The 26,176-nt window shown below is 70.5% G+C and carries 24 protein-coding genes; 11 read left to right on the top strand and 13 right to left on the bottom strand.

The window, feature by feature from the left end; translation table 11 throughout:
- The 3 genes from ACP56T_RS19070 to ACP56T_RS19060 all read left to right on the top strand — a co-directional run.
- The coding region (locus tag ACP56T_RS19070) for a phage protease (protein ID WP_430913748.1) at positions 1-873 on the top strand (873 nt) is incomplete at its 5' end.
- Positions 874-876: 3 nt separating this feature from the next.
- A complete protein-coding gene (locus tag ACP56T_RS19065; protein ID WP_430913747.1) occupies positions 877-1,773 on the top strand; it encodes a Mu-like prophage major head subunit gpT family protein in 897 nt (298 codons plus the stop codon).
- A 102-nt stretch (positions 1,774-1,875) separates the two neighbouring features.
- Positions 1,876-2,214: a hypothetical protein gene (locus tag ACP56T_RS19060; RefSeq protein WP_430913746.1), complete on the top strand. Its 339-nt coding sequence runs from the start codon at positions 1,876-1,878 to the stop codon at positions 2,212-2,214.
- 488 nt (positions 2,215-2,702) lie between these two features.
- Here ACP56T_RS19060 and ACP56T_RS19055 read toward each other — a convergent pair whose 3' ends face one another.
- Positions 2,703-3,470 carry a VOC family protein gene (locus ACP56T_RS19055; RefSeq protein ID WP_430913745.1) on the bottom strand — a complete coding sequence of 256 codons (768 nt, stop codon included), beginning with the start codon at positions 3,468-3,470 and terminating at the stop codon, positions 2,703-2,705.
- 62 nt (positions 3,471-3,532) lie between these two features.
- On the opposite strand from ACP56T_RS19055, the gene ACP56T_RS19050 reads away from it, so the two are divergent.
- Positions 3,533-3,973, top strand: coding sequence for a MarR family winged helix-turn-helix transcriptional regulator (locus tag ACP56T_RS19050; RefSeq protein WP_430913744.1), 441 nt, complete (start codon positions 3,533-3,535; stop codon positions 3,971-3,973).
- Positions 3,974-3,977: 4 nt separating this feature from the next.
- Here ACP56T_RS19050 and trpE read toward each other — a convergent pair whose 3' ends face one another.
- Together trpE and ACP56T_RS19040 are read right to left on the bottom strand one after the other, a co-directional pair.
- The gene (trpE, locus tag ACP56T_RS19045) at positions 3,978-5,498 is read right to left on the bottom strand and encodes an anthranilate synthase component I (RefSeq protein ID WP_430913743.1); all 1,521 of its coding nucleotides are present in this window, start codon (positions 5,496-5,498) and stop codon (positions 3,978-3,980) included.
- A 7-nt stretch (positions 5,499-5,505) separates the two neighbouring features.
- On the bottom strand, positions 5,506-7,407 hold the full coding sequence (locus ACP56T_RS19040) for a peptidylprolyl isomerase (protein WP_430913742.1): 1,902 nt from the start codon (positions 7,405-7,407) through the stop codon (positions 5,506-5,508).
- Positions 7,408-7,660: 253 nt separating this feature from the next.
- On the opposite strand from ACP56T_RS19040, the gene ACP56T_RS19035 reads away from it, so the two are divergent.
- Both ACP56T_RS19035 and tpiA read left to right on the top strand, forming a co-directional pair.
- Positions 7,661-8,248, top strand: a complete 588-nt coding sequence (locus ACP56T_RS19035; RefSeq protein ID WP_430913741.1) for a HupE/UreJ family protein — start codon at positions 7,661-7,663, stop codon at positions 8,246-8,248.
- A gap of 129 nt (positions 8,249-8,377) precedes the next feature.
- Positions 8,378-9,157: a triose-phosphate isomerase gene (gene tpiA, locus ACP56T_RS19030; protein WP_430913740.1), complete on the top strand. Its 780-nt coding sequence runs from the start codon at positions 8,378-8,380 to the stop codon at positions 9,155-9,157.
- 330 nt (positions 9,158-9,487) lie between these two features.
- On the opposite strand, the gene ACP56T_RS19025 is transcribed toward tpiA, so the two are convergent.
- Complete coding sequence (locus ACP56T_RS19025) at positions 9,488-9,652, bottom strand: YqaE/Pmp3 family membrane protein (protein WP_430913739.1); 165 nt, start codon at positions 9,650-9,652, stop codon at positions 9,488-9,490.
- 136 nt (positions 9,653-9,788) lie between these two features.
- On the opposite strand from ACP56T_RS19025, the gene ACP56T_RS19020 reads away from it, so the two are divergent.
- On the top strand, positions 9,789-10,880 hold the full coding sequence (locus tag ACP56T_RS19020; protein WP_430913738.1) for a DUF2336 domain-containing protein: 1,092 nt from the start codon (positions 9,789-9,791) through the stop codon (positions 10,878-10,880).
- A gap of 47 nt (positions 10,881-10,927) precedes the next feature.
- The gene (locus tag ACP56T_RS19015; protein ID WP_430913737.1) at positions 10,928-11,200 is read left to right on the top strand and encodes a hypothetical protein; all 273 of its coding nucleotides are present in this window, start codon (positions 10,928-10,930) and stop codon (positions 11,198-11,200) included.
- 75 nt (positions 11,201-11,275) lie between these two features.
- Here ACP56T_RS19015 and ACP56T_RS19010 read toward each other — a convergent pair whose 3' ends face one another.
- From ACP56T_RS19010 to ACP56T_RS18990, 5 genes are all read right to left on the bottom strand, one after another.
- Positions 11,276-12,379 (bottom strand): DUF4167 domain-containing protein, encoded by a 1,104-nt coding sequence (locus ACP56T_RS19010; RefSeq protein ID WP_430913736.1) that lies wholly within the window; start codon positions 12,377-12,379, stop codon positions 11,276-11,278.
- Positions 12,380-12,752: 373 nt separating this feature from the next.
- The gene (gene prmC, locus ACP56T_RS19005; protein WP_430913752.1) at positions 12,753-13,676 is read right to left on the bottom strand and encodes a peptide chain release factor N(5)-glutamine methyltransferase; all 924 of its coding nucleotides are present in this window, start codon (positions 13,674-13,676) and stop codon (positions 12,753-12,755) included.
- Positions 13,673-14,758 carry a peptide chain release factor 1 gene (gene prfA / locus ACP56T_RS19000; RefSeq protein ID WP_430913735.1) on the bottom strand — a complete coding sequence of 362 codons (1,086 nt, stop codon included), beginning with the start codon at positions 14,756-14,758 and terminating at the stop codon, positions 13,673-13,675. Before prfA ends, prmC begins: the two co-directional genes overlap by 4 nt.
- 75 nt (positions 14,759-14,833) lie before the next feature.
- On the bottom strand, positions 14,834-17,098 hold the full coding sequence (ptsP, locus tag ACP56T_RS18995; RefSeq protein WP_430913733.1) for a phosphoenolpyruvate--protein phosphotransferase: 2,265 nt from the start codon (positions 17,096-17,098) through the stop codon (positions 14,834-14,836).
- A 112-nt stretch (positions 17,099-17,210) separates the two neighbouring features.
- Positions 17,211-18,446 carry an aspartate kinase gene (locus tag ACP56T_RS18990; RefSeq protein WP_430913732.1) on the bottom strand — a complete coding sequence of 412 codons (1,236 nt, stop codon included), beginning with the start codon at positions 18,444-18,446 and terminating at the stop codon, positions 17,211-17,213.
- A 170-nt stretch (positions 18,447-18,616) separates the two neighbouring features.
- Here ACP56T_RS18990 and ubiG point away from each other — a divergent pair, with 170 nt between their 5' ends.
- Together ubiG and ACP56T_RS18980 are read left to right on the top strand one after the other, a co-directional pair.
- Positions 18,617-19,372, top strand: coding sequence for a bifunctional 2-polyprenyl-6-hydroxyphenol methylase/3-demethylubiquinol 3-O-methyltransferase UbiG (ubiG, locus tag ACP56T_RS18985; RefSeq protein ID WP_430913751.1), 756 nt, complete (start codon positions 18,617-18,619; stop codon positions 19,370-19,372).
- Positions 19,369-20,343 (top strand): NADPH:quinone oxidoreductase family protein, encoded by a 975-nt coding sequence (locus ACP56T_RS18980; RefSeq protein WP_430913731.1) that lies wholly within the window; start codon positions 19,369-19,371, stop codon positions 20,341-20,343. The genes ubiG and ACP56T_RS18980 overlap by 4 nt, the downstream gene beginning before the upstream one ends.
- 45 nt (positions 20,344-20,388) lie before the next feature.
- Here ACP56T_RS18980 and ACP56T_RS18975 read toward each other — a convergent pair whose 3' ends face one another.
- From ACP56T_RS18975 to ACP56T_RS18960, 4 genes are all read right to left on the bottom strand, one after another.
- A complete protein-coding gene (locus ACP56T_RS18975; protein ID WP_430913730.1) occupies positions 20,389-21,402 on the bottom strand; it encodes an adenosine kinase in 1,014 nt (337 codons plus the stop codon).
- Positions 21,403-21,479: 77 nt separating this feature from the next.
- Positions 21,480-22,034 carry a Uma2 family endonuclease gene (locus ACP56T_RS18970; protein ID WP_430913729.1) on the bottom strand — a complete coding sequence of 185 codons (555 nt, stop codon included), beginning with the start codon at positions 22,032-22,034 and terminating at the stop codon, positions 21,480-21,482.
- A 42-nt stretch (positions 22,035-22,076) separates the two neighbouring features.
- Positions 22,077-22,454 carry a hypothetical protein gene (locus tag ACP56T_RS18965; protein WP_430913728.1) on the bottom strand — a complete coding sequence of 126 codons (378 nt, stop codon included), beginning with the start codon at positions 22,452-22,454 and terminating at the stop codon, positions 22,077-22,079.
- Positions 22,455-22,533: 79 nt separating this feature from the next.
- Complete coding sequence (locus ACP56T_RS18960; protein ID WP_430913727.1) at positions 22,534-23,424, bottom strand: protein-methionine-sulfoxide reductase heme-binding subunit MsrQ; 891 nt, start codon at positions 23,422-23,424, stop codon at positions 22,534-22,536.
- A gap of 276 nt (positions 23,425-23,700) precedes the next feature.
- On the opposite strand from ACP56T_RS18960, the gene ligA reads away from it, so the two are divergent.
- Positions 23,701-26,157 carry an NAD-dependent DNA ligase LigA gene (gene ligA, locus ACP56T_RS18955; RefSeq protein WP_430913750.1) on the top strand — a complete coding sequence of 819 codons (2,457 nt, stop codon included), beginning with the start codon at positions 23,701-23,703 and terminating at the stop codon, positions 26,155-26,157.
- Positions 26,158-26,176 lie beyond the last annotated feature (19 nt).

Genomic DNA, 26,176 nt, shown 5'->3' with positions numbered 1-26,176 from the left:
AGCGGCAAGGATGGGCGCGGCCCGTACCGCGCGGCCGACCCGGCCGCGATCATGCAGACGAGCCGCCAACTCGCCGGCCGCAATGAAATCCCGGTCGATTACAACCATTCGATCGACCTTGCCGCGACCAAGGGCGGCCCTTCGCCGGCCGCTGGCTGGATCAAGGGCCTACAGGCCCGCGCGGACGGCATCTGGGGCTTGGTTACGTGGACCCGCCAGGCCGTCGCGCAGCTCGCCGCGCGCGAGTACCGCTACCTCTCGCCCGTGTTCGCGCACACGCCTGACGGCGTGGTCACGGCGATCCTGCGTGCTTCCGTCGTCAACAACCCGAACCTCACACAGCTCACCGCCCTGGCGAGCATGGAGACCCACATGGACAACCCGAACGCAGACGGCCTCGCGGATCTGCGCCAGCTTATCGGACTGCCCGACAACGACGGCATGCCGGCGATCCTCGCCGCGATCCGGGCGATGCAGACGCAGACCATGGCGTCGGCAGGCGCACCGGACCCGGCGAAGTACGTCCCCATCGGAGATTTCGTGCGCGTCACTCAAGAGCTGAACCGGGTGCATCAGGGCGTCGAAGCTCAGACGGCAAAGATGCACGTCGAGGAGCAAGTCCGCGCCGGCCGGTTGATGCCGTTCATGAAGGATTGGGCGATCAATCTTTGCACGGTCAACAAGCCCGCCTTCGACGAGTTCATGTCGAAGACGGGCGGCAGCTTTGCCCATCTGTTCAAGCCGACCCTTCAGGCCGCGTATCGTGATCCGCGCCCTGCCGGTCAAGCCAGCGACCTCTCCGACGTGGACGCGCACGTTGCCACCGTGCTCGGCCTCTCCCCCGAACAGTTCACCAAAGCAGGGCAAGCTTAAGCGATGATCATCAATCAACAGAGCCTGCAAAGCCTGTTCACCGGGTTCGGCGCGTCATTCAAAAAGGGCTTCGATGGGGCTGAGAGCCACTATCGCGACGTGGCCATGGTCGTTCCCAGCGCGACGCGCCAGAACAACTACGGCTGGCTCGGGCAATTCCCGAAGATACGGGAGTGGATCGGCGACCGCGTCGTCAAGAACCTTTCGGCAAGCAGCTACGTCGTCGTCAACAGAATGTTTGAAAGCACCGTATCGGTGCCCCGCACCTCGATCGAGGATGACCAGTTCGGTGTGTTCTCGCCCATCGTAGAAGAGATGGGCAAAGCGGCCGCCGAGTTCCCCGACGAGATGATCTTTGGACTTTTGAAGGCCGGTTTCCAGACGTTGTGCTTTGACGGACAATATTTCTTCGATATCGACCATCCTGTTTTTGATCCAGCCCAGAACACCATGGTCATGGTCAGCAATATGCAGGCTGGCGCCGGCCCGGCATGGTTCCTGCTCGATACCAGTCGGGCGATGAAGCCGATGCTCTATCAGGAGCGTTCGTCCTACACGATGACGCAACTCATCAACGACGGCGACCAGAACGTCTTTTTTCGCGACGAGTACATCTATGGCACGCGCGGCCGATCCAACGCCGGCTTCGGATTATGGCAACTCGCCTTCGCATCCAAGGCCGCTCTCACGGCCGCGAACTATGCGGCAGCGCGAGCGCAGATGATGAACCTGCGGGGCGACGAAGGCCGTATCCTCGGGATCACGCCGACACTCCTCGTGGTTCCGCCGGCTCTGGAGGAGGCAGGAAGAACTCTCCTCGGCAGCGCATTGCTCTCAGGAGGAGGCACCAACCCTTGGGCAGGCAGCGCAGAACTGCTTACCACGCCCTGGGTCTCCTGATGGGTGACGCTCGCTTGAACGCGGCTTGAAGGGGATGCGTAAGAGGGCAGTGCCATGACGCCACCAGGGCCAGGATCGGGGGTCGACCTTCCGATCCTCGACTTGCCGGACGTTACGCTCGCGGGCGACGGACCGATCTTCGCCCGCCTCGACAGCCGCTGCGTCGTTGTCATGCACTTGAACGAATACCGCGAACTGCTCACGGCCGCGTCCTCGCGTGTGCGGGAGGCGGCGAACGCCGGTAGGGTGAAGCGGCGCGCAGATCAGCGCGGCCACTCCACGATCGACCGCGATCCCGAGGTGGCTGCGTTTCTACGGGAGCGGTTTCCACGCCGGGAGACCATCTCCGTGCTTTATGCGGCATGCGTCGAGCGGTTTGGGCCGGAGCGCGCGCCCTCGGCGGGACGCATTCAGACCCTACGCGGACGGTGGCGGCGATGACGGCTGAGACGGGCGTGGCGAGGCCGGGTCACGCCGAGCCGGCGTTCCGCACGGTAGCGGGCGTCGAGTTGGTGACGATCCCGCTCGCTCTCTACGCTGATTTGTTGGACTGCCAGCGTCGGCTTGCAGAGGTAGCGGCAACGACGCGGAGACCTCTTCCGATCGATACTCGCAGCCGCCTGTTTGATGATCCCGAGGTGGCCGCGTTCCTAATCGATATCGCCGGGACCATGCGGCTCACGGACGCGCACACCGCATGCGTGAAACGGTTTGGAGGCGCGCGCTCGCCGAGCCGGTCCACGATCAACCGATTTTGGCGGCAGCACCGGCACCGCAGATGAGCCGATCCTTCGTTCTCGGGCCATCCCCGTGCGCGATGATCCGACCCGAAACGAGCCGACCCGACCCGCTCATTCCCGCCAGTTTTCTATGACCTGCGCCAGTTAGCGATGACAGACACACGCGCGGCCGTCGTCGAGCCTGTCCCGTCAGGCCTTCGCTCTCGCTCCGACGAGGGCGAATCGCACGCCCTGAGGGTCCGTGGCGTGGAGGATCCACATGTCGCCGGGGACCGGATGGGGGCCGGCCGTCACGGTGCCGCCCGCCTCGGTCACGCGGGCGAGACCCCGGTCGATATCCTCGACGGCGATGTAATAGAGCCAGAACGGATGCGGGGCCTCGCCGTCGGTGAACAAACCGCCGATGTCGCGGCCCGCTCCGGCGAAGACCTGGTAGGTGCCCATCGGGCCCATGTCGACGGCGGTGCTCTTCGTCCAGCCGAACAGCCGGCTATAGAAGCCGAAGGCCGCCTCGCCGTCGCTCGCATGGAGCTCGTTCCAGCCGAACACGCCCGGTGTTCCCGGCGCGGGCGCGGGCATCCCCTCGCCGTTGGGCGTGAACAGGACGAAGGGGGCGCCTTGCGGGTCGGCGACGACGGCGAAGCGGCCGACGCCGGGAATATCGTCGGGCGCGCGGTGGACGCGGCCGCCCGCCTCGACCACCGCGGCAGCGGCCGCGTCGGTGTCCGGCACGCCGATATAGCCGCTCCAGCCCGGCTTGCCGCCCTGGGCGCAGACCTCGTCGGGAAGGCGCATCAGTCCGCCGATCGGCACCTCGCCGGCATGGGCGATGGTGTAGCGGAAGCCGGGCATCCCCGCATCCGCCAGACGCCACCCCGCGACCTTTCCGTAGAAGGTCTCGGCGGCGTCGAGATCGGTGGTCACCAACTCGTGCCAGACGAAGTTTCGCGCTTGCATCCGTCCATTCCCCGCTTGGTGAGCCGCCTTGACAAATAAGTTGATATCAACATAATGTGTCCATGTCAACGACCGTACCGTTCGCGACCACGGCCTGCGTGCGCGACACCTGCCTGTGCCTGCATGCACAGCGGGCGGCGCGCGCCCTGGCGCGGCGCTTCGACGACAGGCTGAAGCCGGTGGGGCTGACGAGCGGGCAGTTCTCGCTGCTGATGTCGCTGAACCGGCCGGAGCCGGCCACGATGAAGTCGGTGGCGGCCCTGCTCGCCATGGACAGGACCACGCTGACGGCGGCCCTCAAGGTGCTGGAGCGGCGCGGGCTCTCGGTCGTCGCGGTCGATCCGAGGGACCGGCGCGGGCGGCTGCTCTCGCTGACCGATGCGGGGCGCGATGCGCTCGCTTGCGCGGTGCCGATCTGGCAGGCGACGCATGCCGACATCGAGGCCGGGCTCGACGGGCTCGACCCGGATGCTTTGCGGGCCTCCCTGCGCCGGCTCGGTTAGGAACCTACTGCCCGCGCCGGGCCTGGGCGGCGAAGCGCACCGCCTCCTCCGCCGCGCGAAAAAGGGCCTTGGCCTTATTCACGCATTCCTGCTGCTCGGAGGCCGGGTCGGAATCGTGGACGATGCCGGCGCCGGCCTGAACATGCATGCGCCCGTCCTTCACGATGGCGGTGCGCAGGACGATGCAGGTGTCCATCTCGCCGCGCGCGCCGAAATAGCCGATGCAGCCGCCATAGGGCCCGCGCTTCTCGCGCTCCAGTTCGTCGATGATCTCCATGGCGCGCACCTTCGGCGCCCCGGAGACCGTGCCGGCGGGGAAGCCGGCGCTGAGCGCGTCGAGGCCGTCGTGGCGCGGATCGATCTCGCCCTCGACGTTCGAGACGATGTGCATCACCTGGCTGTAATATTCGAGGAAGAACGAGCCCGTGACGCGCACGCTGCCGATCTTGGAAACCCGGCCGACGTCGTTGCGGCCGAGATCGAGCAGCATCAGGTGCTCGGAACGCTCCTTCGGATCGGCGAGCAACTCCTCGGCGAGCGCCTTGTCCTCGGCCGGCGTGGCGCCGCGCCGCCGGGTGCCGGCGATGGGCCGGATCGTGACGGTGCCGTCGCGCAGCCGCACCAGGATCTCGGGCGAGGAACAGACGACCTGGAACCCCTCGAAATCGAGATAGCACAGGAACGGCGCCGGGTTGGTGCGCCGGAGCGAGCGGTAGAGCGAGAAGGCCGGCAGGGTGAAGGGCGCCTCGAAGCGCTGCGACAGCACCACCTGGAAGATGTCGCCGGCGACGATGTATTCCTTCGCCCGCGCGACCATGCCGAGGTAGTCGGCCTGCGGCGTGTTCGAGACCGGCTCGGGATGGGCGACGTCCGAGAGGTCGAGCCGCGAATCGACCGGTAGCGGACCTTCGAGCACCTCGGCCACCCGGTCGAGCCGCAGCTCCGCTGCCTCGCGGGCGGCGCGTGCGGTCACGCCGGGCGCGGGACGCACGGGGGTGACGACGGTGATGAGGTCGCGCACCGCGTCGAAGACCACCATGACGCGCGGGCGGATCAGGATCGCGTCCGGCACGCCGAGAGGGTCGGGGTTGGGCTCGGGCAGCGCCTCCATGGCGCGCACCATGTCGTAGCCGAGATAGCCGAACAGGCCGGCGGCCATGGGCGGCAGCGGGTCGTCTCCCTCCTCGGCGATGGCGCTCTCCGCGATGAGCGCGCGCAGGCTGTCGAGGGGCGCGGCGGGCTCCGGCGTGAAGCGCGTGAGGTCGTCGCCGCGCGCGATCTCGGGCCTGCCGTCGCGGCAGCGCCAGATCAGGTCGGGATCGAGCCCGATCATCGAGTAGCGGCCGCGCACGGCCCCGCCCTCGACGGATTCGAGCAGGAAGGCCGGGCCGCCGTGGCGGGCGCGCAGCTTCAGGAAGGCGGCGACCGGCGTCTCCAGGTCCGCCACCAGGGTGACGGCCAGGAGCCCCGGCCGCCCCGCCTCGTAGGCGGCCGTGAAGGCCGCGCCGTCGCTCGCCTCGCTCATGGCCCGCTCAGTACTCGCCGCCCAGGGCGCGCTTGAAGGCGGCCTGGTTCACGCTGACGCCGGCGTTCTTCTGCACCTCGGCGATGTACTCGCCGAGCACGTCGTCGGCGACCGCCGTGCGGAACTGCGTCTCGATGGTCTTGTCGGTCTGCGTGCCCGGCACGTAGGCGGGCATCGTCGCGGACGTGACCTTGAAGACGACGCGCTTGTCGCCCTCGGGGGCCGAGGCCGCCTTGTCCACGGCGGTGGCGAAGACGCGGTTGACGATGTCGGCGCTGAGCGCGTCCTTCGGCTGGTTGCGCGCGAGGTCCTCGGCCTTGTCGACGTTGAGGCCGAGCTCGGTGCCGAGGGAATCGATGGGCTCGCCCTTGTCGAGGCGCTCGGCGAGGGTCTTGCCCTTGGCGGCGAGGCGCCGGTTGACCTCGGCGGCCTTCCAGCCCTTCACGACCTCGTCCTTCACGTCGGCGAGCGGCTTGTCGTGGGCCGGCTCGATCTTGACGACGTCGAACCAGACATAGCCGCCGGCCTTGGTGCGCAGCGCCTCGTTGTCGCTTCCGACATCGGAGCGGAAGGCCGCCGGCAGGGTCGCGTCGGCATCGGGGATGCCCGCGACCTTGGCGCCGGACGGGTCGTTGCCCTGGGCGTCGACGGCCGCGATCGCGACCAGCGGCAGGCTCTTCTCTTTGGCGATGTCGGCGAGGGGCTTGGCGCCCGCGCGCTGGTCCTCCACCGCGTCGTGGAGGGTCTCGACGCCGGTGCGGGCCCGCTCGGAGGCGATGGCCTTGCGGATCTCGGGCTCGACCTCGGCGAAGGGCTTGATCGTCTCGGGGGTGATGGCGGTCACGCGCAGCAGCACCGTGCCGAAACGGCCCTTCACCGGCTGGCTCACCGCGTTCTGCTGGAGGGCGAAGGCGGCTTCCGCCACGGCGGGGTCGAACAGCTCCGCCTTGGTCAGGCTGCCGAGCGACAGCTCCTTGGCGTCGACGCCGCGCGCGACGGCGACGGCCTCGAAGGGCGTCTCGCCGCTCTCGATCTGCTTGCGCGCGGCCTCCGCCGCCGCCTCGTCGGGAAACACGATCTGCTGGATGGTGCGGCGCTCCGGGCTGCCGAAGCGGCTCCTCTGGGCGTCGTAGGCCTTGCGCGCGTCCTCCTCGCCGACCGCGTCGGGCTTGGCGAGCGCCTCCGGGTCGAGGACGAGCAGGCTGAGGCTGCGGTATTCGGGGGCGCGGTAGGCGCCCTTGTTGGCGTCGTAATAGGTCTTGAGCTCGTCCTCGCTCGGGTCCGCCACCTCGCCGGCGACGGACGGGGTGAGCGTCAGGTACGAGGCGGCGCGCCGCTCTGTGGTGTAGCGGTGGACGCCCGCGCGCAGCGCCTGCGGCACGGTGAGGTCGGCCGCCACCGCTTCGGCGAGCTGGAGCCGGGCGATCACGGCCCGCTGCTCGCGCACGAAGGTCGCCTCGCCGATGCCGGCGCGCTGGAGCGTCTGGTAGAACAGGGCCGGCTCGAACTTGCCCTCCGCGTTCTGGAAGCTCTTCTCGTCGTGGATCGCGCGCAGCACGGCGGCGTCGGAGACGGCGAGCCCGAGGTCGCGGCTCTTCTGGTCGAGGGAGGCTTCCGTCACGAGCTGGGAGAGCACCTGCCGCTCGAGGCCGAGCGCGCGGGCCTGGTCGGGCGTGAGGTTGCGGCGCAGCTGCGCCTGGTAGCGCTGGAGCTGGTTCTGGTAGGCGGTGCGCACCGCCTCGGCCGTGATCGGCGTCTTGCCCACGGTGGCGACGGCGGTGGTCGAGCCGCCGCGGAAGAACTCCTCGACGCCGAAGATCGCCACGCCCGCGATCAGGAACGTGAACACGATCGTCAGGACGATCTTGCCGAGCCAGTGCTGGCTGGCGTTGCGCATGTTCTGGAGCATCGGGCGCTCGGTTCTGGACCATCAAGGGAGCCGGCCCTCGCACGCCGACACTCACCAAGGCGCGCCGGACCGTCCGAGGGGCCGGCTCGGCCGATCGGGGGTGCCCGCGATAGACCGATCCGGGCCTCAACGCAAAGGCCGGGGCCGGCTTGATCTGCGCTCCCGCCGCGTGGAAGGTTGGGGCGCCGTCTTCGCACCCTTCTTGCTTCGCATCCATCGGCGGATGATCGCCCTCATGCCCAAAGGTCGACCGATGCTCAGGCTCCTCCTCGCCCTTGCCGCCGTGACGGCGCCGACCGCCGCCTTCGCCCATCCCGGCGGCCCCGGCGCGCATGGTTTCCCGGTGGGGTTCCTGCATCCGTTGGGCGGGCTCGACCATGTCCTCGCCATGGTCGCGGTCGGGGTGCTGGCCGCCCGGATCGGCGGACGTGCGCTCTGGCTGGTGCCGCTCTCCTTCGTCGGGATGATGGCTCTCGGCGCAGCGCTCGGCATGGCGGGCGCGCCGCTTCCCCATGTCGAGGGCGGCATCGCCCTGTCCGTCCTGGTGCTCGGGCTGGTGTTGGCGCTCGGCCTGACGCCGCCGGCGCCCGGCGCCATGGCCCTCGTCGGCTTCTTCGCCCTGTTCCACGGCTGCGCGCACGGCGCCGAGATGCCTGAGACGGCCTCCGGTCTCGCCTACGGCGCCGGCTTTGTTCTCGCGACGCTGCTGCTGCATGCGGCCGGACTCGGGCTGGGGCTCGGTCTCGGCCGTTCGGGACCGGTCGTCGCCGGGCGCGCGGCTCGGGTCGCCGGGGGCGCCATCTCGGTGGCCGGGGCCGCGTTGCTGGCCGGCGCGTTTTAATCCCGGCCCAAAGGCCGCCGGAGCGACAATAACAGCACCCCCTGCACCTTCTCTCGGCAGGTTTGCGCGCCCTGGCGCCACCTGCTAGGTGCGCCGGCACCGGATCGTGGGTTGTGTGCAGAGGTGTCGATGACGGGGCGGTCGATCGGGGAGCATGGGCGTCGTCCGCTGGTCGCGGGCAACTGGAAGATGAACGGCACGCGCGAATCCGTGGCCGTGGTCGAGGCGGTGCGCCGGGGGCTCTCGCCGGCCCTCGCGGATGCCATCGACATCCTGATCTGCCCGCCCTCGACCCTGATCAGCTCCTGCGTCGCCGCCGCCTACGGATCGCCCATCGCCATCGGCGGACAGAACCTGCACGCCAAGGCGAGCGGGGCCTTCACTGGCTCGATCTCGGCGGAGATGCTCGCCGATCTCGGCGCCACCTACGTCATCGTCGGACATTCCGAGCGCCGCGCCTACCACCACGAGACGGATGACGGCGTCCACGCCAAGGCCCTCGGCGCGCGCCGCGCGGGCCTGTGCGGCATCATCTGCGTCGGCGAGACCAAGGAAGAGCGCGAGGAGGGCCGGACCCTCGACATCGTGCGCGCCCAGCTCGCCATCGGCGTGCCGAAGGGCGCCACCGCCGCCGACACCGTGATCGCCTACGAGCCGGTCTGGGCGATCGGCACCGGGCTGACCCCGACTCCCGCCGACATCGCCGAGGTCCATGCATCGCTGCGCGAGATGCTGAGCCAGCTCATCGGCGCGGAGTCGCAGAAGGTGCGCATCCTGTACGGCGGCTCGGTCAAGCCGGGCAACGCCCGCGAGTTGATGGCGGTGGAGAATGTCGACGGCGCCCTGGTCGGCGGCGCGAGCCTCGTGGCGGAGGATTTCCTGGGGATCGCCAACGCCTACGCCCGCTGAGGCGGCTCACCCGCGAAAGGCGGCGTCGGCATATGCCCAGGAGAAGCGGCTTCCGCTTCCCCGTCAGGGCATATGATGGGCGTTAGCCGCAGGGGGCGATGATCGGGACGCCGAACGCCCCCGGCCGCCATCCGCATTCGCGCTGTCGGGACACGGGCGGGCGCGCCGGCTGCGCGTCCCGCACCGCATCCTCTCTATGCCGATGGACGGTCCGCTCGCGATGGCGCGGAGCGTCCGCTGCGCTTGCGGGAAGCGCTGCCGCCGCGATTCCGCAGGCGAGGGCCGCCGGCCCGAGCCGGCGTCCGACGGAGCGGAACAGGGCGCGCCGCATCAGCGCTCGCGCAGGATCAGCCAGAGGGCGTGGACGGTTCCCGGCAGCCACCCGAGCAGCGTCAGCAGGATGTTCAGCAGAAACTGGAGCCCGATGCCCTGCGTGACGAGCACGGCGATGGGCGGCAGGAAAATGGCGAGCAGGATACGGACGAGGTTCGACACGATCGGTTCCGGGGCAGGATCGGCCAATCTTGGCCGTATCGGTAACGAAGCGGGGCGGTTTCCGTTCCGTCTATCGCAATTCGTAAACCCGTTGTCCGCATAGTGCGGCACGGGCGTACGGAATGCCGCGGGTCTGATGATCGCATCCCTCATCTCGGAAGTCGAAAACGCGGTCGCCAACGGCGATTCGACGACGCGCATGGCCATGCTGCGGCGCCTGACGAACCTGTTCTCTGAGCAGGCGCCGGCGCTGGCCGAGGGCCAGGTCGACGTGTTCGACGAGGTCATCCTGAAGCTCTCGCAGAACGTCGAGACCATCGCCCGCGCGGCGCTGTCCCGCTCCATCGCCGACACGCCGAACGGGCCGCCGCGGGTGCTGCGCGATCTCGCCTTCGATCCGGCGGCCTCCGTCGCCGGGCCGGTGCTGTCGCGCTCGGAGCGCATCAGCGAGAGCGATCTCGTCCAGATCGCGCAGGAGCGCGGGCAGGATCACCTCTTCGCCATCTCCCGCCGCCGCAGCCTGAGCGAGCGCGTCACCGACGTGCTGGTGGTGCGCGGCGACCAGTCCGTGGTGCGCTCGGTGGCCGGCAACAACGGGGCGCGCTTCTCGGAATCCGGGTTTTCCGTCCTGACCGAGCGCGCGTCCGCCGACGAGGCCCTGCGCAACATCCTCGAACTGCGCAACGACATCCCTGCGAACCACATGGCCCGGATCGTCGCCGTCGCCCGGCAGCGGGCCGCCGAGAACCTCGCCAAGGATTTCTCGCCCGCCGCCGTCAGCCAGGCGGTCGGGGCCGCCGTGAACGCGGCGGTGCCGCAACCCGCCTCGAACGCGACCGGCCTCGCGGCGACCATCGCCGAGTTCGACGAGCGGGTCAGGACGGGTGCCATCGATCTCGACGAGAAGCAGATCGCGGCCTGGCTCAACGAGGGCAAGTCGAAAGACGCGCTGATCGCGCTCGCGCGCCTCGCGTCGGTGCCGCCGGAGATGGCGATCCGGTCGTTCTCCGCCCCCGATTACGAGCCGCTGCTCTTCCTGGTCCGCTCGGTGAAGTTCGGCTGGGGCACGTTCAAGCTCCTGATCCAGTCCCGGCCCGGCAAGACGCTCAACGCCGAGGACATGCGCGGCGCCTTCGAGGCGTTCCAGGCCCTTTCGGTGGCGACGGCCCAGCGCGTGGTGCGCTTCACCTCGGCGCGCGAAGCGGTCAAGAAGACCGACGCGGCCTGACGCACCGGCCGCGACGGCCGCGTCCTTCCGCGAGGTCAGGCTCGCGGATGCCGTGCATCCCTGGCTGCTCGAACGGTCTGAGCGACCCGCTGCCCGCGCTCTGCGCCGACCCGATGATCGACGTCGTCGTCTCGGCCAACCTGCTCTCGCAACTGCCGATCCTGCCCCTCGATCGTCTAAAAGCGCGGGTGGCCGCCGATCTCGGCCGCCGGATCGTCGCCTCGCATCTGCGCGGCCGGCGCACCGTCAACCGGGTGCGGGCCTATCGCGACCGGGGCGCCTCCTGCCAATCCGCCGGCCTGTCTCGGGACGCTTCCTGACAGACGAAAACGGGCCGCCTCCCATGCGGAAGACGGCCCGTCCGAACACTGCTTTCACGGGGCTAGACCCCCGGATCACTCCGCCGAGGGCACGCTCTCGGAGGCCGCGCCGTTCTCCTCGGCCCCTTCCGCTCCCTCGAAGCGGGGACGGCGGCGGCGGCGCGGCTTGGCGGCGGCCTTCGGCGCCTCGTCCGGCGCGCCGGCTTCGTCGGCCCCCTCGAAGGAAGGCGCGGCCGCCACTGGCTGCGGAGCGGGCTCGGCCGCCACGGCGGGGCGTCCCGGATTCATCAGGAAGGCGGGCAGGCCGCCGGTCTCGTCTGCGGCTTCCTGAGGCTGGACCGCCGCGCGCTCGCGCCGGCCACGGCGCTGCTGCCCTTCGGCGCCCGTGCGGCCGTTCGGCTGGGGCTGGGCTTCCGCGCGCGGGCCGTCCTCGCGGGCTGCGCCTTCCGGCCGAGTGTCGCGGAAGCGGTCGGCGCGCGGCTGCTCCTGCTGGAAGCGGTCCTGGCGGGCCGGCTCGTAGCGCGGCTGGTCGTTGCGCTGATAGTCCTGGCGTCCCGACTCTTGCCGGCCGCCTTCCTGGCGTCCCGAATCCTGCCGGTTGGAGTCTTGCCGGTAGGCGTCCTGCCGATCCTGGCGCTGGTAGTCGCCGCGACCGTTCTCGTAGCGCTGGTTGCCCCGATCGTTCCGGGACTGGAAGCGCTGCTGGTTGTTGCGGTCGTTGCGGTTCTGGTAGCCGCCGTCGTTGCGATTGTCCTGGCGATTGTCCTGCCGGTTCTCGTTCCGGCCGTCCTGGCGGGACTCGTAGGGCTGCGGCTGCTGGCCCGGATCGCCGTAGTCGTCGCCATAGGAGGCGTAGCCGTTGCGCTGCTGGCCGTTGCCCTGCTGCTCGTCGTCGTCGCCGTCCTCGAACTCGTCGTCGTTCGAGCGGGCGTATCCGCCGGCGCCGGCCTGCTGCCGGTTCTGCTCCTGCGCGCTGGAGATGATCCGGAAGTAATGTTCGCCGTGCTGGAAGTAGTTCTCGGCCGCCACCGGGTCTCCCGCCGCGAGCGCGTCGCGCGCGAGCTGGGCGTACTTGTCGGCGATATGCTGGGCCGTGCCGCGTACCTTGACGTCGGGACCGTTGGATTCATAGGACCGCGTGAGTGGATTGGGTCCCTTGGGCCGGTTGCGTCCGCGCATCCGTCTATTCTGGTTTGGTCTCATCGGTCTCGACTGACCCTCGTTCATGCACTGTCGGCGTGTCGGATGATGCGGGCGGCCCCCTCTGCGGACCTCCGCCGGCCAGCCTCGCCTGCATCGGGGCTCCTCCGTTTCCGAGGAAGACCGCTCTCCGCTCAGCCCGCTGGCCGTGCGTCCCATCCAATCGGGGTTCAAGGTCGCGTCCGCGACGCGCTTCGACTGTCAGGTTCGCGTTTCACCGAACTTGTTGGCGATTCCTAGACCGCACGGGCTCGGTGGTAAGGAAGATCGTCGAACTTGCCTGTCGGGTGCGATCACCTTCGACCCTAGCGGCGCCCGTCTTAACGGACCGTTCTCGATCTTCACAGGGACACTAGCGGGTCGGTCCCTGCGCAACAAGCATTTTTTCGGTTTCGCGCACCGCGCCGGCACGGAAACGCACCACGCGGGCATGGCCCGCGAGATCGGCGGCGACATACGCCTGCGCGAGCCCCGCCGCGAGGCCCAGGGCGGCCACCGTGTCCGCTTGCGTCGCGCCGACCTCCAGCACGAGAGGGGCGCCGGGGGCGAGCAGGGAGCCGGCCGCCGCGACGATGATCCGATAGGCGTCGAGCCCGTCCGCTCCCCCGTCGAGGGCGGCGGCCGGGTCGTGCAGCCGGACTTCCGCCGAGAGCCCGGCGATGGCGTCCGTGGCGATGTAGGGCGGGTTCGAGACGATCAGGTCGAAGCGTCCGGCGAGGGCCGCGCACCAGTCCCCGGCGAGGAAGGCGGCGCGCTCGCCGACGCCGTTGGCCTCGGCGTTCCCGCGCGCGGTGCGCAGGGCGGGCAACGAGCGGTCGAGGCCGATGCCGAAGGCGTTCGGCAGCTCCGAGAGCAGCGCCACGAGGATGCAGCCCGAGCCCGTGCCGAGATCGAGGATGCGCGGCGCCCCCTTTCGGTCGGGCAGCGCGGCGAGCGCCGTCTCCACCACCGTCTCGGTGTCGGGCCTCGGCACCAACGTGTCGGGGGAGAGCCGGAAGGGCAGGCTCCAGAACTCCCAGGCGCCGACGATGCGCGCCACCGGCTCGCCGGACAGCCGCCGCCGCAGGGCGTCCGCCAGCTTCGCGGCGCCGTCCGGGCCGATGGGCCGCTCGCCGTGCAGCATGAGCTCGCTGCCGGTGATGCCGAGCGCGTGGAGCAGCAGGAACCGCGCGTCGGTCGCGCCGGCATCGAGAGGCGCGGCGGCCACGGCCGTCTCCGCCAGACGCAGCGCCGCCCGCCGCGACAGGCCGGGCTCGAAGGCGGGCGCGGGGCTCAGCTCATGCCCTCGGCGGCCAGCAGCTCCGCCTGGTGCTCGCTCATCAGCGCGTCGAGGATCTCCTCCAGCGCGGTGCCCGCCATGACCTCCTCCAGCCTGTAGAGGGTCAGGTTGATGCGGTGGTCGGTGACGCGCGCCTGGGGGAAGTTGTAGGTGCGGATGCGCTCCGAGCGGTCGCCGGAGCCGACCTGCGCCTTGCGGTCGGCGGCGCGGGCGGAATCCTTGGCGGTGCGCTCGGCGTCGTAGAGCTTCGCCTTGAGGAGCGACATGGCGCGGGCCCGGTTCTTGTGCTGCGAGCGCTCCTCCTGCACGAACACGACGATGCCGGTCGGGAGATGCGTGACGCGGATCGCCGATTCCGTCTTGTTGACGTGCTGGCCGCCGGCACCTTGCGCGCGCATGGTGTCGATCTTCAGGTCGGCGTCGTTGACGGTGATGTCGACGTCCTCGGCTTCGGGCAGCACCGCGACCGTGGCGGCGGAGGTGTGGATGCGCCCCTGCGTCTCCGTCTCCGGCACGCGCTGGACCCGGTGGGCGCCGCTCTCGAATTTCAGCTTGGCGAAGACGCCGCGGCCCTTCACCTCGGCCACGACCTCGCGATAGCCGCCGACGGTGCCCTCGCTCTCCGAAATCACCTCGACCTTCCAGCCCTTCAGCTCGGCGTATTTCGCGTACATGCGGAAGAGGTCGCCGGCGAAGAGGGCCGCCTCGTCGCCGCCGGTTCCGGCGCGGATCTCGAGGATGGCGCTCTTCTCGTCGGCCGCGTCCTTGGGCAGCAGCATCAGTTGAAGCGCGCGGTGGGCCTCCTCCAGCGCCTTCTCGGCCTCCGGCTTCTCGTCGGCGGCGAAGGCGCGCATCTCAGGGTCGCTGCCCGGCTCGTCGATCAGCGCCTCGATGCCGGCGAGGTTGTCGGCAGCCGCCTTGTAGACGGCGATCGCGGCCACCACCGGATCGAGGTCCGACAACTCGCGCGAGAGCTGCACGAAGCTGTCGGAATCGGCGGAGCCCGCGCTCAGCGTCGCCGTGACGATGTCGTGACGCGCGACGATGGCCGCGAGGCGCTCTGGAGGAAGGGGTGTCATCGCCCGGATGATGCTTTCGATACGTGAAACGGGTGGGTCGCTAAAGGTCCGCGGCGCCGCGACGCCGCGGCCGATCTAGACCGGGATCCCGTTCTCGTGGGCGAAGGAGGTCAGCGCCGGCCGCAGCGTGGCGCCGTCGCTCGCGACCGCCAGCTCGGATTCGATGAGCGCCGCGACCTTGCCGGCATCGAGCGCCAGCACCATCGCCTTCACGGGGCCGATGGAGGCGGGCGACATCGACAGGTTGCGGAAGCCGAGCCCGATCAGCGCCATCGCCTCGAGGGGCCTGCCGCCGATCTCGCCGCAGACGGTGGCCGGGCAGCCCGCCGCCGCCGCCCCTTGGGCGATGATGCGGAAGGCGCGGATCGCGGGGGCGCTCAGGGGATCGAAGCGGTCGGCGACGCGGCGGTTCTCTCGGTCCACCGCGAAGAGGAACTGCATCAGGTCGTTGGAGCCGACCGACAGGAAGTCGGCGGCCTTGGCGATCTCGTCGATCTGGAACAGCAGCGAGGGCACCTCGATCATCGCCCCGAGCTTGCAGTCGCTCGGCAGCGGGTGGCCGTGACGGCAGAGATGCGCCTTCTCGCGGTCGACGATGGCCTTGGCGCGGACGAACTCGTCCACCGTCGCCACCATCGGGAACATGATCTTGAGGGCGCGCCCGCCCGCCGCCCGCAGCAGGGCGCGCAGCTGCACGCGCAGCAGCGCCGGCCGGTCGAGCCCGATGCGGATCGCCCGCCAGCCGAGCGCCGGATTCTCCTCCTCGAGCTTGGGCATGTAGGGCAGCATCTTGTCGCCGCCGATGTCGAGGGTGCGGATGGTGACGGGCTTGTCGCCGGTGGCCGCGAACACCGCCTCGTAGAGCGACTGCTGCTCGGCGGCAGACGGCATCCGCTCGGCCACCATGAACTGCAACTCGGTGCGGAACAGGCCGATGCCCTCCGCGCCGGTCTCGGGCAGGTGGGTGAGGTCGACCAGCAGCCCCGCGTTGAGGTGGAGGCCGATGCGCACCCCGTCGAGGGTCTGCGCGGGCACGTCGCGCAGCGCCCGGTACTGCTCCTGCCGGCGGGCGCGCAGGCGCACCATCTCGGCATAGGCGGCCTCGACCTCCGGGCCCGGCCTGACCTGGATCTCGCCCGCCACGCCGTCGACGATGATGGCGTCGCCCGAGTCGCAGAGCGCGGTGGCGTTGGCGACCTCGCCCACCGCCGGGATGCCGAGCGCGCGGGCGACGATGGCGATGTGGCTCGTCGGGCCGCCTTCCTCCAGCACGACGCCGCGCAGCCGCGAGCGGTCGTATTCGAGGAGCGCCGCCGGCCCCATGGAGCGGGCGACGAGGATCACGTTCTCGTGGACCATCGCGGCGTTGCCGCCGGCATCCGGGCCGATGAGCTGGCGCAGGAGACGGTTGGCGAGATCGTCGAGATCGTGCAGCCGGTCGCGCAGATACGGGTCGCTCTGGCGCATCATGCGCGCCCGGTTGTCGGACTGGACGCGCTCCACCGCCGCCTCCGCGGTCAGGCCGGAGAGCACCGCCTCGCGCATGCGCCGCAGCCAGCCCTTGTCGTGGGCGAACATGCGCACCGTCTCCAGCACCTCGCGGGATTCGACGGTGCCGATGCTGTCGCCGCGCTCCACGAGATCGTCGATGGCGGAGCGCACCACGCCGATGGCCGATTCCAGGCGCTCGGTCTCCTTCTCCGCGTTCTCGGCGATGAGCGTCTTCACCACGATGCGTGGCTCGTGCAGGAGCACATGCCCGAGGCCGATGCCGTCGGCGAGCACGACGCCCTTCTGGCTCACGGACCTGCGCGCGGCGGTGCCGGCGCCCGGCGAGAGCCCCTGCAACTCGCCCGAGGCGATCATCTCCGAGAGCACCATGGCGGTGGTCTGGAGCGCCTCGATCTCCTCCTCGGAATAGACGCGGTAGGTCTTGTTCTGGACGGTGAGCACGCCGAGCGTGTTGCCGGCCCGCAGCAGCGGCACGCCGAGGAAGGCGTGGTACGCCTCCTCGCCCGTCTCCGGCCGGTAAGAGAAGGCCGGATGCGACTGGGCGTCGGAGAGGGAGAGCGGCTCGGCGGTCTGCGCGATCAGGCCGACGAGGCCCTCGTCGGCGCGCATGCGGGTGATGTGGACCGCTTCGCGGTTGAGGCCCTCGGTGGCGAAGAGCTCGAGGGTGTTGTCGTCCCTCAGAACGTAGACCGAGCAGACCTCGGCGATGACGTTCTGCGCGATGAGGACCACGATGCGGTCCAGGCGTGCTTGCGGGCTGACCGGCTCCGCCATCGCTTCGCGGAGGCGGCGCAGCAGCAGGCGCGGGCCTCCGGGCGCAGCGGGCATGGTCTCGTCAATCCACCCTGAGGCGGCAAGCTTGAGGCGGCAAGTTCAGCCTTGCCACCCGTTGCAACCTTGACGCCAAACATGGGGCGCCGGCTAGAGCCGACGCTGCGGTTCAGGCCTGATCGAGGCCGTATAGCGAGTGGAGCGTGCGAACGGCAAGCTCCGTGTAGGCAGCGTCGATCAGCACGGAGAACTTGATCTCCGAGGTGGTGATGGCGCGGATGTTGATGCCCTTCTGGGCAAGCGCCCGGAAGGCCTTCGCGGCGACGCCCGCATGGCTCCTCATGCCGACGCCGATGGCGGAGACCTTCACCACGTCGGTGGCGCCCTCGATCTGGCCGTAGGCGATGAGGTCGCGCTGGGCGTCGAGGATGGTGCGGGCGCGCTGGTAGTCGGCCGCCGGCACCGTGAAGGTCATGTCCGTGGTCGACTGGTCGCCCGACACGGTCTGGATGATCATGTCGACGTTGATGTTGGCGTCCGCCAGCGGCCCGAAGATGGCGGCGGCGATGCCGGGGCTGTCCTTGACGCCGCGGAGCGTGATCTGAGCCTCGTCGCGGGCAAAGGCGATCCCGGTGATGATCTGCTGTTCCACGATGTCTTCCTCGCCGCAGATGAGGGTGCCCGGACGCGCGGCGTCGGGGGGATCGAAGGAGGAGCGCACCGTCGTCGGCACCCGGTGCACCATGGCGAGCTCGACGGAGCGGACCTGGAGGACCTTGGCCCCCAGCGAGGCCATCTCCAGCATTTCCTCGAAGGTGACGCGCTCCATGCGCCTGGCCTTCTGCACCACGCGCGGATCGGTGGTGTAGACGCCGTCCACGTCCGTATAGATGTCGCAGCGCTCGGCGCCGATGGCGGCCGCGATGGCCACCGCGCTGGTGTCGGACCCGCCGCGCCCCAGCGTCGTCAACCGCCCCGTCTCGGCATGGATGCCCTGGAAGCCGGCGATCACCGCCACCTCGCCGCGCGCGAAACCGGCGTCGAGGTTCTTCGGGTCGATATCGGCGATGCGGGCGGAGCCGTGCGCGTCCGAGGTCAGGATCGGGATCTGCCAGCCCTGCCAGGAGCGGGCCTTGATGCCGTCCTTCTGGAGCGCGATCGCGAGCAGCCCGGAGGTCACCTGCTCGCCCGAGGCCACCACGGCGTCGTATTCGGCGGTGTCGTAGAGGGCGTTGGCGTCCTTCACCCAGTCCACGAGTTCGTTGGTCTTGCCGGACATCGCAGAGACCACCACGGCCACGTCGTAGCCGGCCGCGACCTCGCGGGCGACGTGGCGCGCCACGTTGCGGATCCGGTCCACGTTGGCGACCGAGGTGCCGCCGAACTTCATCACCAAACGGGGCATGTCGCGTCCGCGCCGTATCTCTCGAACTCCGGTCGGTACGAGACGTACCGTACCGATCTCGCGGCCCGACGCGTCGACGGCTTACCGGACCGAGGCCCGGCGGGTACAAGGGGTGCCCAAGCCTGTCAATGAGAGGGCCGGGGCCGCGCGCGGCGCAACCGGCAGACATGATGAATTCAACCGCCCGTTCCACCGTCGACCACGCCGAGGTGGCGCGCTTCGACGCGCTCTCGGCGACGTGGTGGGACGAACGCGGGCCGATGCGGGTGCTGCACCGCTTCAACCCCGTCCGCCTCGCCTATATCCGCGACGCCGCCTGCCGGCATTTCGGGCGCGATCCGGCCACGCCCTTCGCCCTCGACGGGTTGAGCGTGGTCGATATCGGCTGCGGCGGCGGGGTGCTCTCCGAGCCCCTGGCGCGGCTCGGCGCCACCGTGATGGGGCTCGACCCGGCAGAGGGCAACGTCGCCGTCGCCCGCGCCCATGCGGAGGCGGCGGGGCTCGCCGTCGACTACCGGCCCGAGACTATCGAATCCGTGGTCGCCTCGGGGGCGCGCTTCGACGTCGTGCTCGCCATGGAGGTGGTGGAGCACGTCGCCGACCGGGCCGCCTTCCTCGGCGCGGCGGCGCGGGCGGTGAAGCCCGGCGGCCTGCTCTTCGCCGCCACCATAAACCGGACGCTGCGCTCCTTCGCCCTCGCCATCGTCGGCGCCGAGTATGTTCTGCGCTGGCTGCCGAAGGGCACGCATGACTGGGAGAAGTTCGTGACCCCCGAGGAGCTGACGCGGGACATCGAGGCCGGCGGCCTGTCCGTGAGCGACGTGACCGGCGTGGTCTACAATCCGCTCGGCGACACCTGGCGGCCGAGCCGGGACACGGCGGTGAACTACATGCTCACCGCGAGCCGGCCGGGAGCCGCCTCGTGAAGGCGCTGCTCTGCACGACGCTCGGCGGCGCGGCCGACCTCTCCATCGAGAGCCTGCCCGACCCGCGTCCCTGTCCGGGCGAGGCGCTGGTGCGTATCCGCGTCGCGGCGCTGAACTTCTTCGACACGCTCATCATCGCCGGCCGATACCAGGTGAAGCCGGAGCTGCCCTTCTCCCCCGGCGGGGAAGCCTGCGGGGTGATCGAGGCCCTCGGGCCGGACACGGAGGGCTTCTCCGTCGGGCAGCGGGTGGTGGTGCATGTCAAATACGGCACCTGCCGCGAGTGCATCGCGGTGGCCACGCGCCATCTCACGCCGGTGCCGGACGCGGTCTCCGACGAGCAGGCGGCCGGGCTGACCATCACCTACGGCACCTCGCTGCACGCGCTGCGCGACCGCGCGCGCATCCAGCCCGGCGAGACGCTCGCCGTGCTCGGCGCCTCGGGCGGCGTCGGTCTGGCGGCGGTGGAGCTCGGCGCCGTGCTTGGCGCCAGGGTGATCGCCTGCGCCTCCTCCGAGGACAAGCTCGCTATCGCCCGCGCGCACGGCGCCGCCGAGACGCTCGTCTACGATCCGGCCACTCTCAAGGACGACCTGAAGGCGCTGACCGGCGGCAACGGCGTCGATGTCGTCTACGACGCGGTGGGCGACGCCTATGCCGAGCCGGCGCTGCGGGCGCTCGCCTGGAAGGGGCGCTATCTCGTCGTCGGCTTCGCAGCCGGCGAGATCCCCAAAATCCCGCTGAACCTCGTCCTGCTGAAGGGCATCGACGTGCAGGGCGTGCACTGGGGCGTGTTCGTGGAGCGCGAGCCGGAGGCCCACGCCGCCAACCAGCGCCTGCTGCTCGATTGGGTCGCGCAGGGGCGCCTCACCGCGAAGGTGCACGGCGTCTACCCGCTGGAAGATTACGAGGCGGCGCTCGGCATCCTCACCCGGCGCGAGGCCGTGGGGAAGGTGCTGCTGCGCCCCTGAGCCGGCACGCGCCCTCGAACGGTGCCGTTCGGGGACGCGGCGGGATCAGAGCAGGCCGCGTTTCTTGGCCAGGGCGACGAGGTCGCTCTGCGGACGAGCTCCGATATGCTGGATCACCTCCGCCGCCGCCAGCGAGCCGAGCTTGGCGCAGGTGACGTAATCGAGCCCGCGCGCCTGCCCCGCCAGGAAGCCCGCCGCGAAGAGATCGCCCGCCCCGGTGGTATCCACCACCTCGTGGACGAGGGACGCCTCGACGGCGCGGATCTCGCCGCCCTTCACCACCAGCGACCCTTCCGCCGAGCGGGTGACGAGGCCGAGCAGGTGCCGCCCTCGGGCGTCGCGCTCGTCGCGCAGCGCCTGCACGGCGGCGTCCGCGTCCTCGGTCTCGTAGAGGCTCATCAGCTCGCCGATATTGGCGAACAGGATGTCGATGCTGCCGTCGCGGATCAGGCCGAGGAACTCGTCGCGGTAGCGCCCGACGCAGAACGCGTCGGACAGGGTCAGGGCGACCGCGTTGCCGGCGGCATGGGCGATCTTCACGGCCTTGCGGAAGGCCTCCTTGGCGGCCGGCGGGTCCCAGAGATAGCCTTCGAGATAGACCACGCGGGCCGAGGCCACGACCGCCTCGTCCACGTCGGCCGGCGAGAGGCCCTGGCAGGCGCCGAGATAGGTGTTCATGGTGCGCTCGCCGTCGGGCGTCACCAGCACGAAGCAGCGGGCGGTGGCAGGCCCGTCCGTCGCCGGCGGCACGGTGAAGCCGACGCCCGTCGCCTTGAGATCGTGGGCGAAGAGATGGCCGGGCTCGTCGTCGCGGACCTTGCCGATGAAGCCGGTCCTGGCGCCGAGCAGCGCCGCGCCCACCGCCGTGTTCGCGCCCGAGCCGCCGGAGACGATCGTCGCCGGGCCCATGGCCTGAAAGAGCTCCTCGGCGCGCGGCTCGTCGATGAGCTGCATGGCGCCCTTGGCGACCTTCTGGGCGGCGAGGAAGGCGTCGTCGGTGCGCGCGATGACGTCGACGATGGCGTTGCCGATGACGAGCAGGTCGAGGGGAGCGGTCATGCGAGGGTCTCTTTCGCGGATCGTCGCCCGGCGCTGTCGCATCGGTGCCCGGAGGCGTCAAGCGAGGCAGCCGCCGCTCACAGGTCGGCGAAAGCCTCGGCGAGAGACAGGGAGAGGCCGGGCGGCGTCAGGTCGAGGCTGCCGGCGGAGACGATCCGGGTCTCGATCAGCTCGCCCTCGCCGCGGCGATGGTGGATCACGAGACGCTTCCTCGGGTCCACGATCAGATAGTGCATCACGCTGGCGAGCTTGAAGTAGCCGCCGAGCTTCTCGCCCGTGTCGGTCGCCTGCGTGCCGGGGGAGAGCACCTCCACCACGATGATCGGATGCGTGGCCGTCACCGCGTCGTCCGCTGCGCGCTCTCCACATTGGACGAGCGCATCCGGCTCGTAGGCGGTGGTCGCGTCGACCTTGACGGTCATGCCGTCCGGCAGCATTTCGCAGGAAAGGCGCCCCGCCGCGATCGCGCGATCGAGAGCGGCCTGGATGCGGTATTTTGCGCGGGCGTGCCGCGCCCGCTGGGGCGACATCGCGTGGACCTCGCCGTCGACGAGTTCGTGGCGGCCGGGCCGATCCTTAGCCCAGTCCAAAAACTCGTCCACGTCCATGTACGGTTTGGGCTGCACGCTCATGGCGTGAGCTTATCACGGCGGACATGCGCCGCGAAGGTCGGTCTATTGCAGGGTCTTGACCTCGCATTGCGCGTAGTCGCCGGCGGCCTTCACGTAGGCGTTGAGCTTCTGCACATAGGCCTCGGCCAGCGGACGGAACGCCTGGATCTGGAGGTTGTAGGCCTTCACGGCGTCGTTGAAGCTGTAGGCCTCCCAGCCCGGACAGCCGCCCTTGGCATCGAGGCAGGCGGGTTTTTCCGGCACCGCCGGACGGACGGGCTTCGAATCCGGCGCGGGCGGCTCGGGGCGGGTGCAGGCGCTCGCGACGGGGGCCGCTGTCGGGGCGGCGGCCGGTGCCGGCGGCGCCTTCGCCGGAGGCGCCGCGAGGACGGGGCCGCCGGCCGCCAGCAGGCAGCCCGTCAGGAGCAGGGATCGGAGCATCGCGCGCCTCGCAAAGGGCCTGAAGGGGCCGAGGCGACGCTTCTGCGGGATCGGCCGCCGCGGGACAAGCCGCGCGCCGTTATCCCGCCGCGACCGGCCGACGCGCAGGCTCGGCCCGCGAGAGCGATCGTGTCCGCCCCTTGGGCGCCGGCCGGACGAGCCTCGCCAGCGGCAGCGCCAGCCCGGCGGCGAGCACCCACCAGGCCGGCCGCACGATCCCGGAAAAATCCAGGTTGGCGGACAGGACCGCCTCCATCGGAATGCCGTTGCGCAAGGCGTACCAGGCGGCTTCGAGCAGGGCCGTGGCGACGCCCCCCGCGAGCGCAAGGCCGAGGAGCGGCAGCACCGCCGTCGGCAGGCCGAGCCGGTGCATGAGCCGCCAGCCCATCAGCAGCAGGAAGAGCCCCGTCCAGAACACCGGATCGGAGACGTCGATCTTCGATTGCAGGAAGTAGTGCAGCAGCCCGAGCACCGCGATGGCGTAGACGATGCGGTGCAGCCGGTTCCAGGCCGGACCCATCCGCCGGATGGCGGCGTCCGTCGAGGTGGCGCCCAGCGCCGCGAGCCCGGCGAGCGCGACGAAGCCGATGGTCAGGTAGAACCGCAGGGCGATCTCGGAGACCACCTTCGCAAGGTCGAGATTCTGGTCCGCCACGTAGAGGCCGAGATGGAGGAGCGCGTAGGCCAGCGCCGTCAGGCCGAGCATGCGCCGCACCAGAATGAGGCTCGGGAGGTTGGCGATGCGCCGCAGTGGCGTGACCGCGAGCGAGGCCAGCAGGAACCGCACCGTCCATTCCCCCGTCCCGTGCAGCAGCGCCGTGAGCGGCTTCGGCCCGAGGGCATCCGCCGCATAGGCGAGGGCGAGGTACAGCCCCGGCAGGAACGCGGCGACGAACACCGCGAGCTTGAGAAGCGAGAGGCGCCCGGAGCGGTCGAGCCAGGGGAGGGGGAGCCGTGCGTCCATGGTCATCCGGGGGAGGGCGTCCGTGGCATTGTCGGGCGTCGTCGCGCTGCCCGCCGATGGCGGCCGGCCGCGTGGCGCGCCTGTCCGGTCTTCGCGGCGGCCAGCCTGGAGTTACCACGCCGGAGGCCGATTTCCCCAAGGGGCGTCTCGGCCGCCGTCGCATCGCCTCCCCGCCTCGTCTAGGGTCGCGGCCCGCGCGGAGGCGCATCCGACCCGAGCCCCATGGCCGCTAAGACCGACACCGCGTCCGCCAAGCCCGCTCCGGCCGAGGAGCCGGAGGCCATGACCGCCGCCGAGGCCCGCGAGCGCCACGCGGCGCTGTCCGCCGAGATCGTCGAGGCCGATGCCGCCTATCACGGCGAGGACGCGCCGATCATGAGCGACGCGGAGTACGATCGACTCCGCCGTGCGCTCGAGGACATCGAGGCGCGCTTTCCCGAGCTCGCCGGGACGGGGCCGGCGAGCGCCTCGGTGGGCGCCAAACCGTCCGACACCTTCTCGAAGGTGCGCCACGTCGTGCCGATGCTCTCCCTCGGCAACGCCTTCGCCGACGAGGAGGTCGAGGAGTTCGTGGCGCGGGTGCGCCGCTTCCTCAACTGGCCGGCCGACCGGGCGCTCGCCTTCACCGCCGAGCCGAAGATCGACGGGCTGTCGCTTTCTCTGCGCTACGAAGAGGGCCGCCTCGTCACCGCCGCCACGCGCGGCGACGGCGAGGTCGGCGAGAACGTCACCGCCAATGCCCGCGAGATCGCCGACATTCCCGCGACGCTCACAGGGGACGACGTGCCGCCGGTCTGCGAGGTGCGCGGCGAGGTCTATCTCTCGCATGCGGATTTCGCCGCCATCAACGCGCGGCAGGAGGTGGCGGGGAAGCCGCTCTTCGCCAATCCGCGCAACGCGGCCGCCGGGTCGCTGCGCCAGCTCGACCCGAGCATCACGGCCTCGCGGCCGCTGCGCTTCTTCGCCTATGCCTGGGGCGAGGTGAGCCCCGCCTTCGAAGGCACGCAGGCCGGCGTGATCGAGCGGTTCCGGCGCTGGGGCCTGCCGGTGAACCCGCGCATGGCCGTCTGCGAGGACGCGTCCGCGATGCTCGCACAGTACCGCGCCATCGAGGAGGCGCGGCCCGATCTCGGCTACGATATCGACGGCGTCGTCTACAAGGTGGACGACCTCGCGCTCCAGCGGCGGCTCGGCTTCGTCTCGCGCAGCCCGCGCTGGGCGCTGGCGCACAAGTTCCCCGCGCAGACGGCCACCACGGTGGTGGAGGCCATCGACATCCAGGTCGGCCGCACGGGCTCGCTGAACCCGCTGGCGCGGCTCAGGCCCGTCACGGTGGGCGGTGTCGTGGTCTCGAACGCGACGCTCCACAACGAGGGTTACGTCCAGGGCGTCGGCGGCGACGGCGAGCCGATCCGCGAGGGCCGCGACATCCGCTTCGGCGACACGGTGGTGGTGCTGCGCGCCGGCGACGTGATCCCGAAGGTGATGGACGTCGACCTCGACAAGCGCCCGGCCGATGCGAAGCCCTACGTCTTCCCGGATGTCTGCCCGGCCTGCGGCAGCCGCGCGGTGCGCGAGGTGAACCCGAGGACCGGCCGGCTCGACGCGATCCGCCGCTGCACCGGCGGCCTGATCTGCCCGGCGCAAGGGGTGGAGCGGCTCAAGCACTTCGTCTCGCGCAACGCCTTCGATCTCGAAGGCTTCGGCCAGACCTATGTGGAACTGCTGTTCGAGGCCGGGCTGGTGCGCCAGCCGGCGGATCTCTTCGCGCTCGCATTCGAGCCGTTGAAGGCCGAGATCGTGAAGCGCCGTGAGGCGCTGTCCGCCGCCAAGCGGGCCGAGGGCGAGCCTGCGCCGAAGAAGGCGAAGAAGAAGGGCGACGACGAGGACAAGGCGATCCGTAACCTGCTCGCCTCGCTCGACGCGCGGCGAACCATCCCCCTCAACCGGTTCCTGTTCGCGCTCGGCATCCGGCATATCGGCGAATCGACCGCGAAGGCGTTGGCGAAGCGCTTCTCGGACATGCCGGCGCTACGGGAGGCCGTCGCCGCCGCAGCGCTTCAGCAGCCGGGGCCAGACTGGCTCGCCCTGTCGGCTGTGCCCCGCGTCGGCCCGACGACCCGCGACCGGCTGATCGCCGCGTTTTCCCTCTGGCATCCTCATCCCGAGGCCGCTGGCGCGCCACCTCAGGACGAGGTGGAGGACGGGAAATCGGATGAGGAGCAGCGACCGGGCGGCGGGAGGCTCGGCCTTCGCCTCAGCGCGCCTCAGCGCGAGAATCTGCTCGCCCATTACGGCAGCGAGGAGGAGATCGAGGCGGCGATCGCGCGGGCGGCGGCGCAGCGGCCGGGCGAGGGCTACCATTTCCTCGCCGACGACGGCGAGATCGGCCCGGTGGCTACCGAAAGCCTGATCGACTTCTTCGGCGAGCCCCATAACGCGGCCGCGGTCGACGCCCTCCTCGAGGCGGTGACGGTGGAGCCCATGGAATCGGCGGCCGCCGCGGCGGCGTTCGCCGGCAAGACCCTGGTCTTCACCGGCACGCTGGAGAAGATGACCCGCAACGAGGCCAAGGCGACGGCCGAGCGGCTCGGCGCGAAGGTCTCGGGCTCGGTCTCGGCCAAGACCGATCTCGTGGTGGCCGGCCCCGGCGCGGGCTCGAAGCTCAAGGACGCCGAGCGCCTGAAGGTGAGGGTCGTCTCGGAGGACGAGTGGCTCGCCCTGGTCGCGGATGCTTGAAGGCGGACTCCGCCGGCCA

Origin of the sequence: Methylobacterium endophyticum (assembly GCF_050591105.1) — a bacterium.
In the GTDB taxonomy this organism is placed as follows: domain Bacteria; phylum Pseudomonadota; class Alphaproteobacteria; order Rhizobiales; family Beijerinckiaceae; genus Methylobacterium.
Note: the sequence above shows the minus strand (reverse complement) of the source record. Positions and strands in the feature narration are given on the sequence as shown.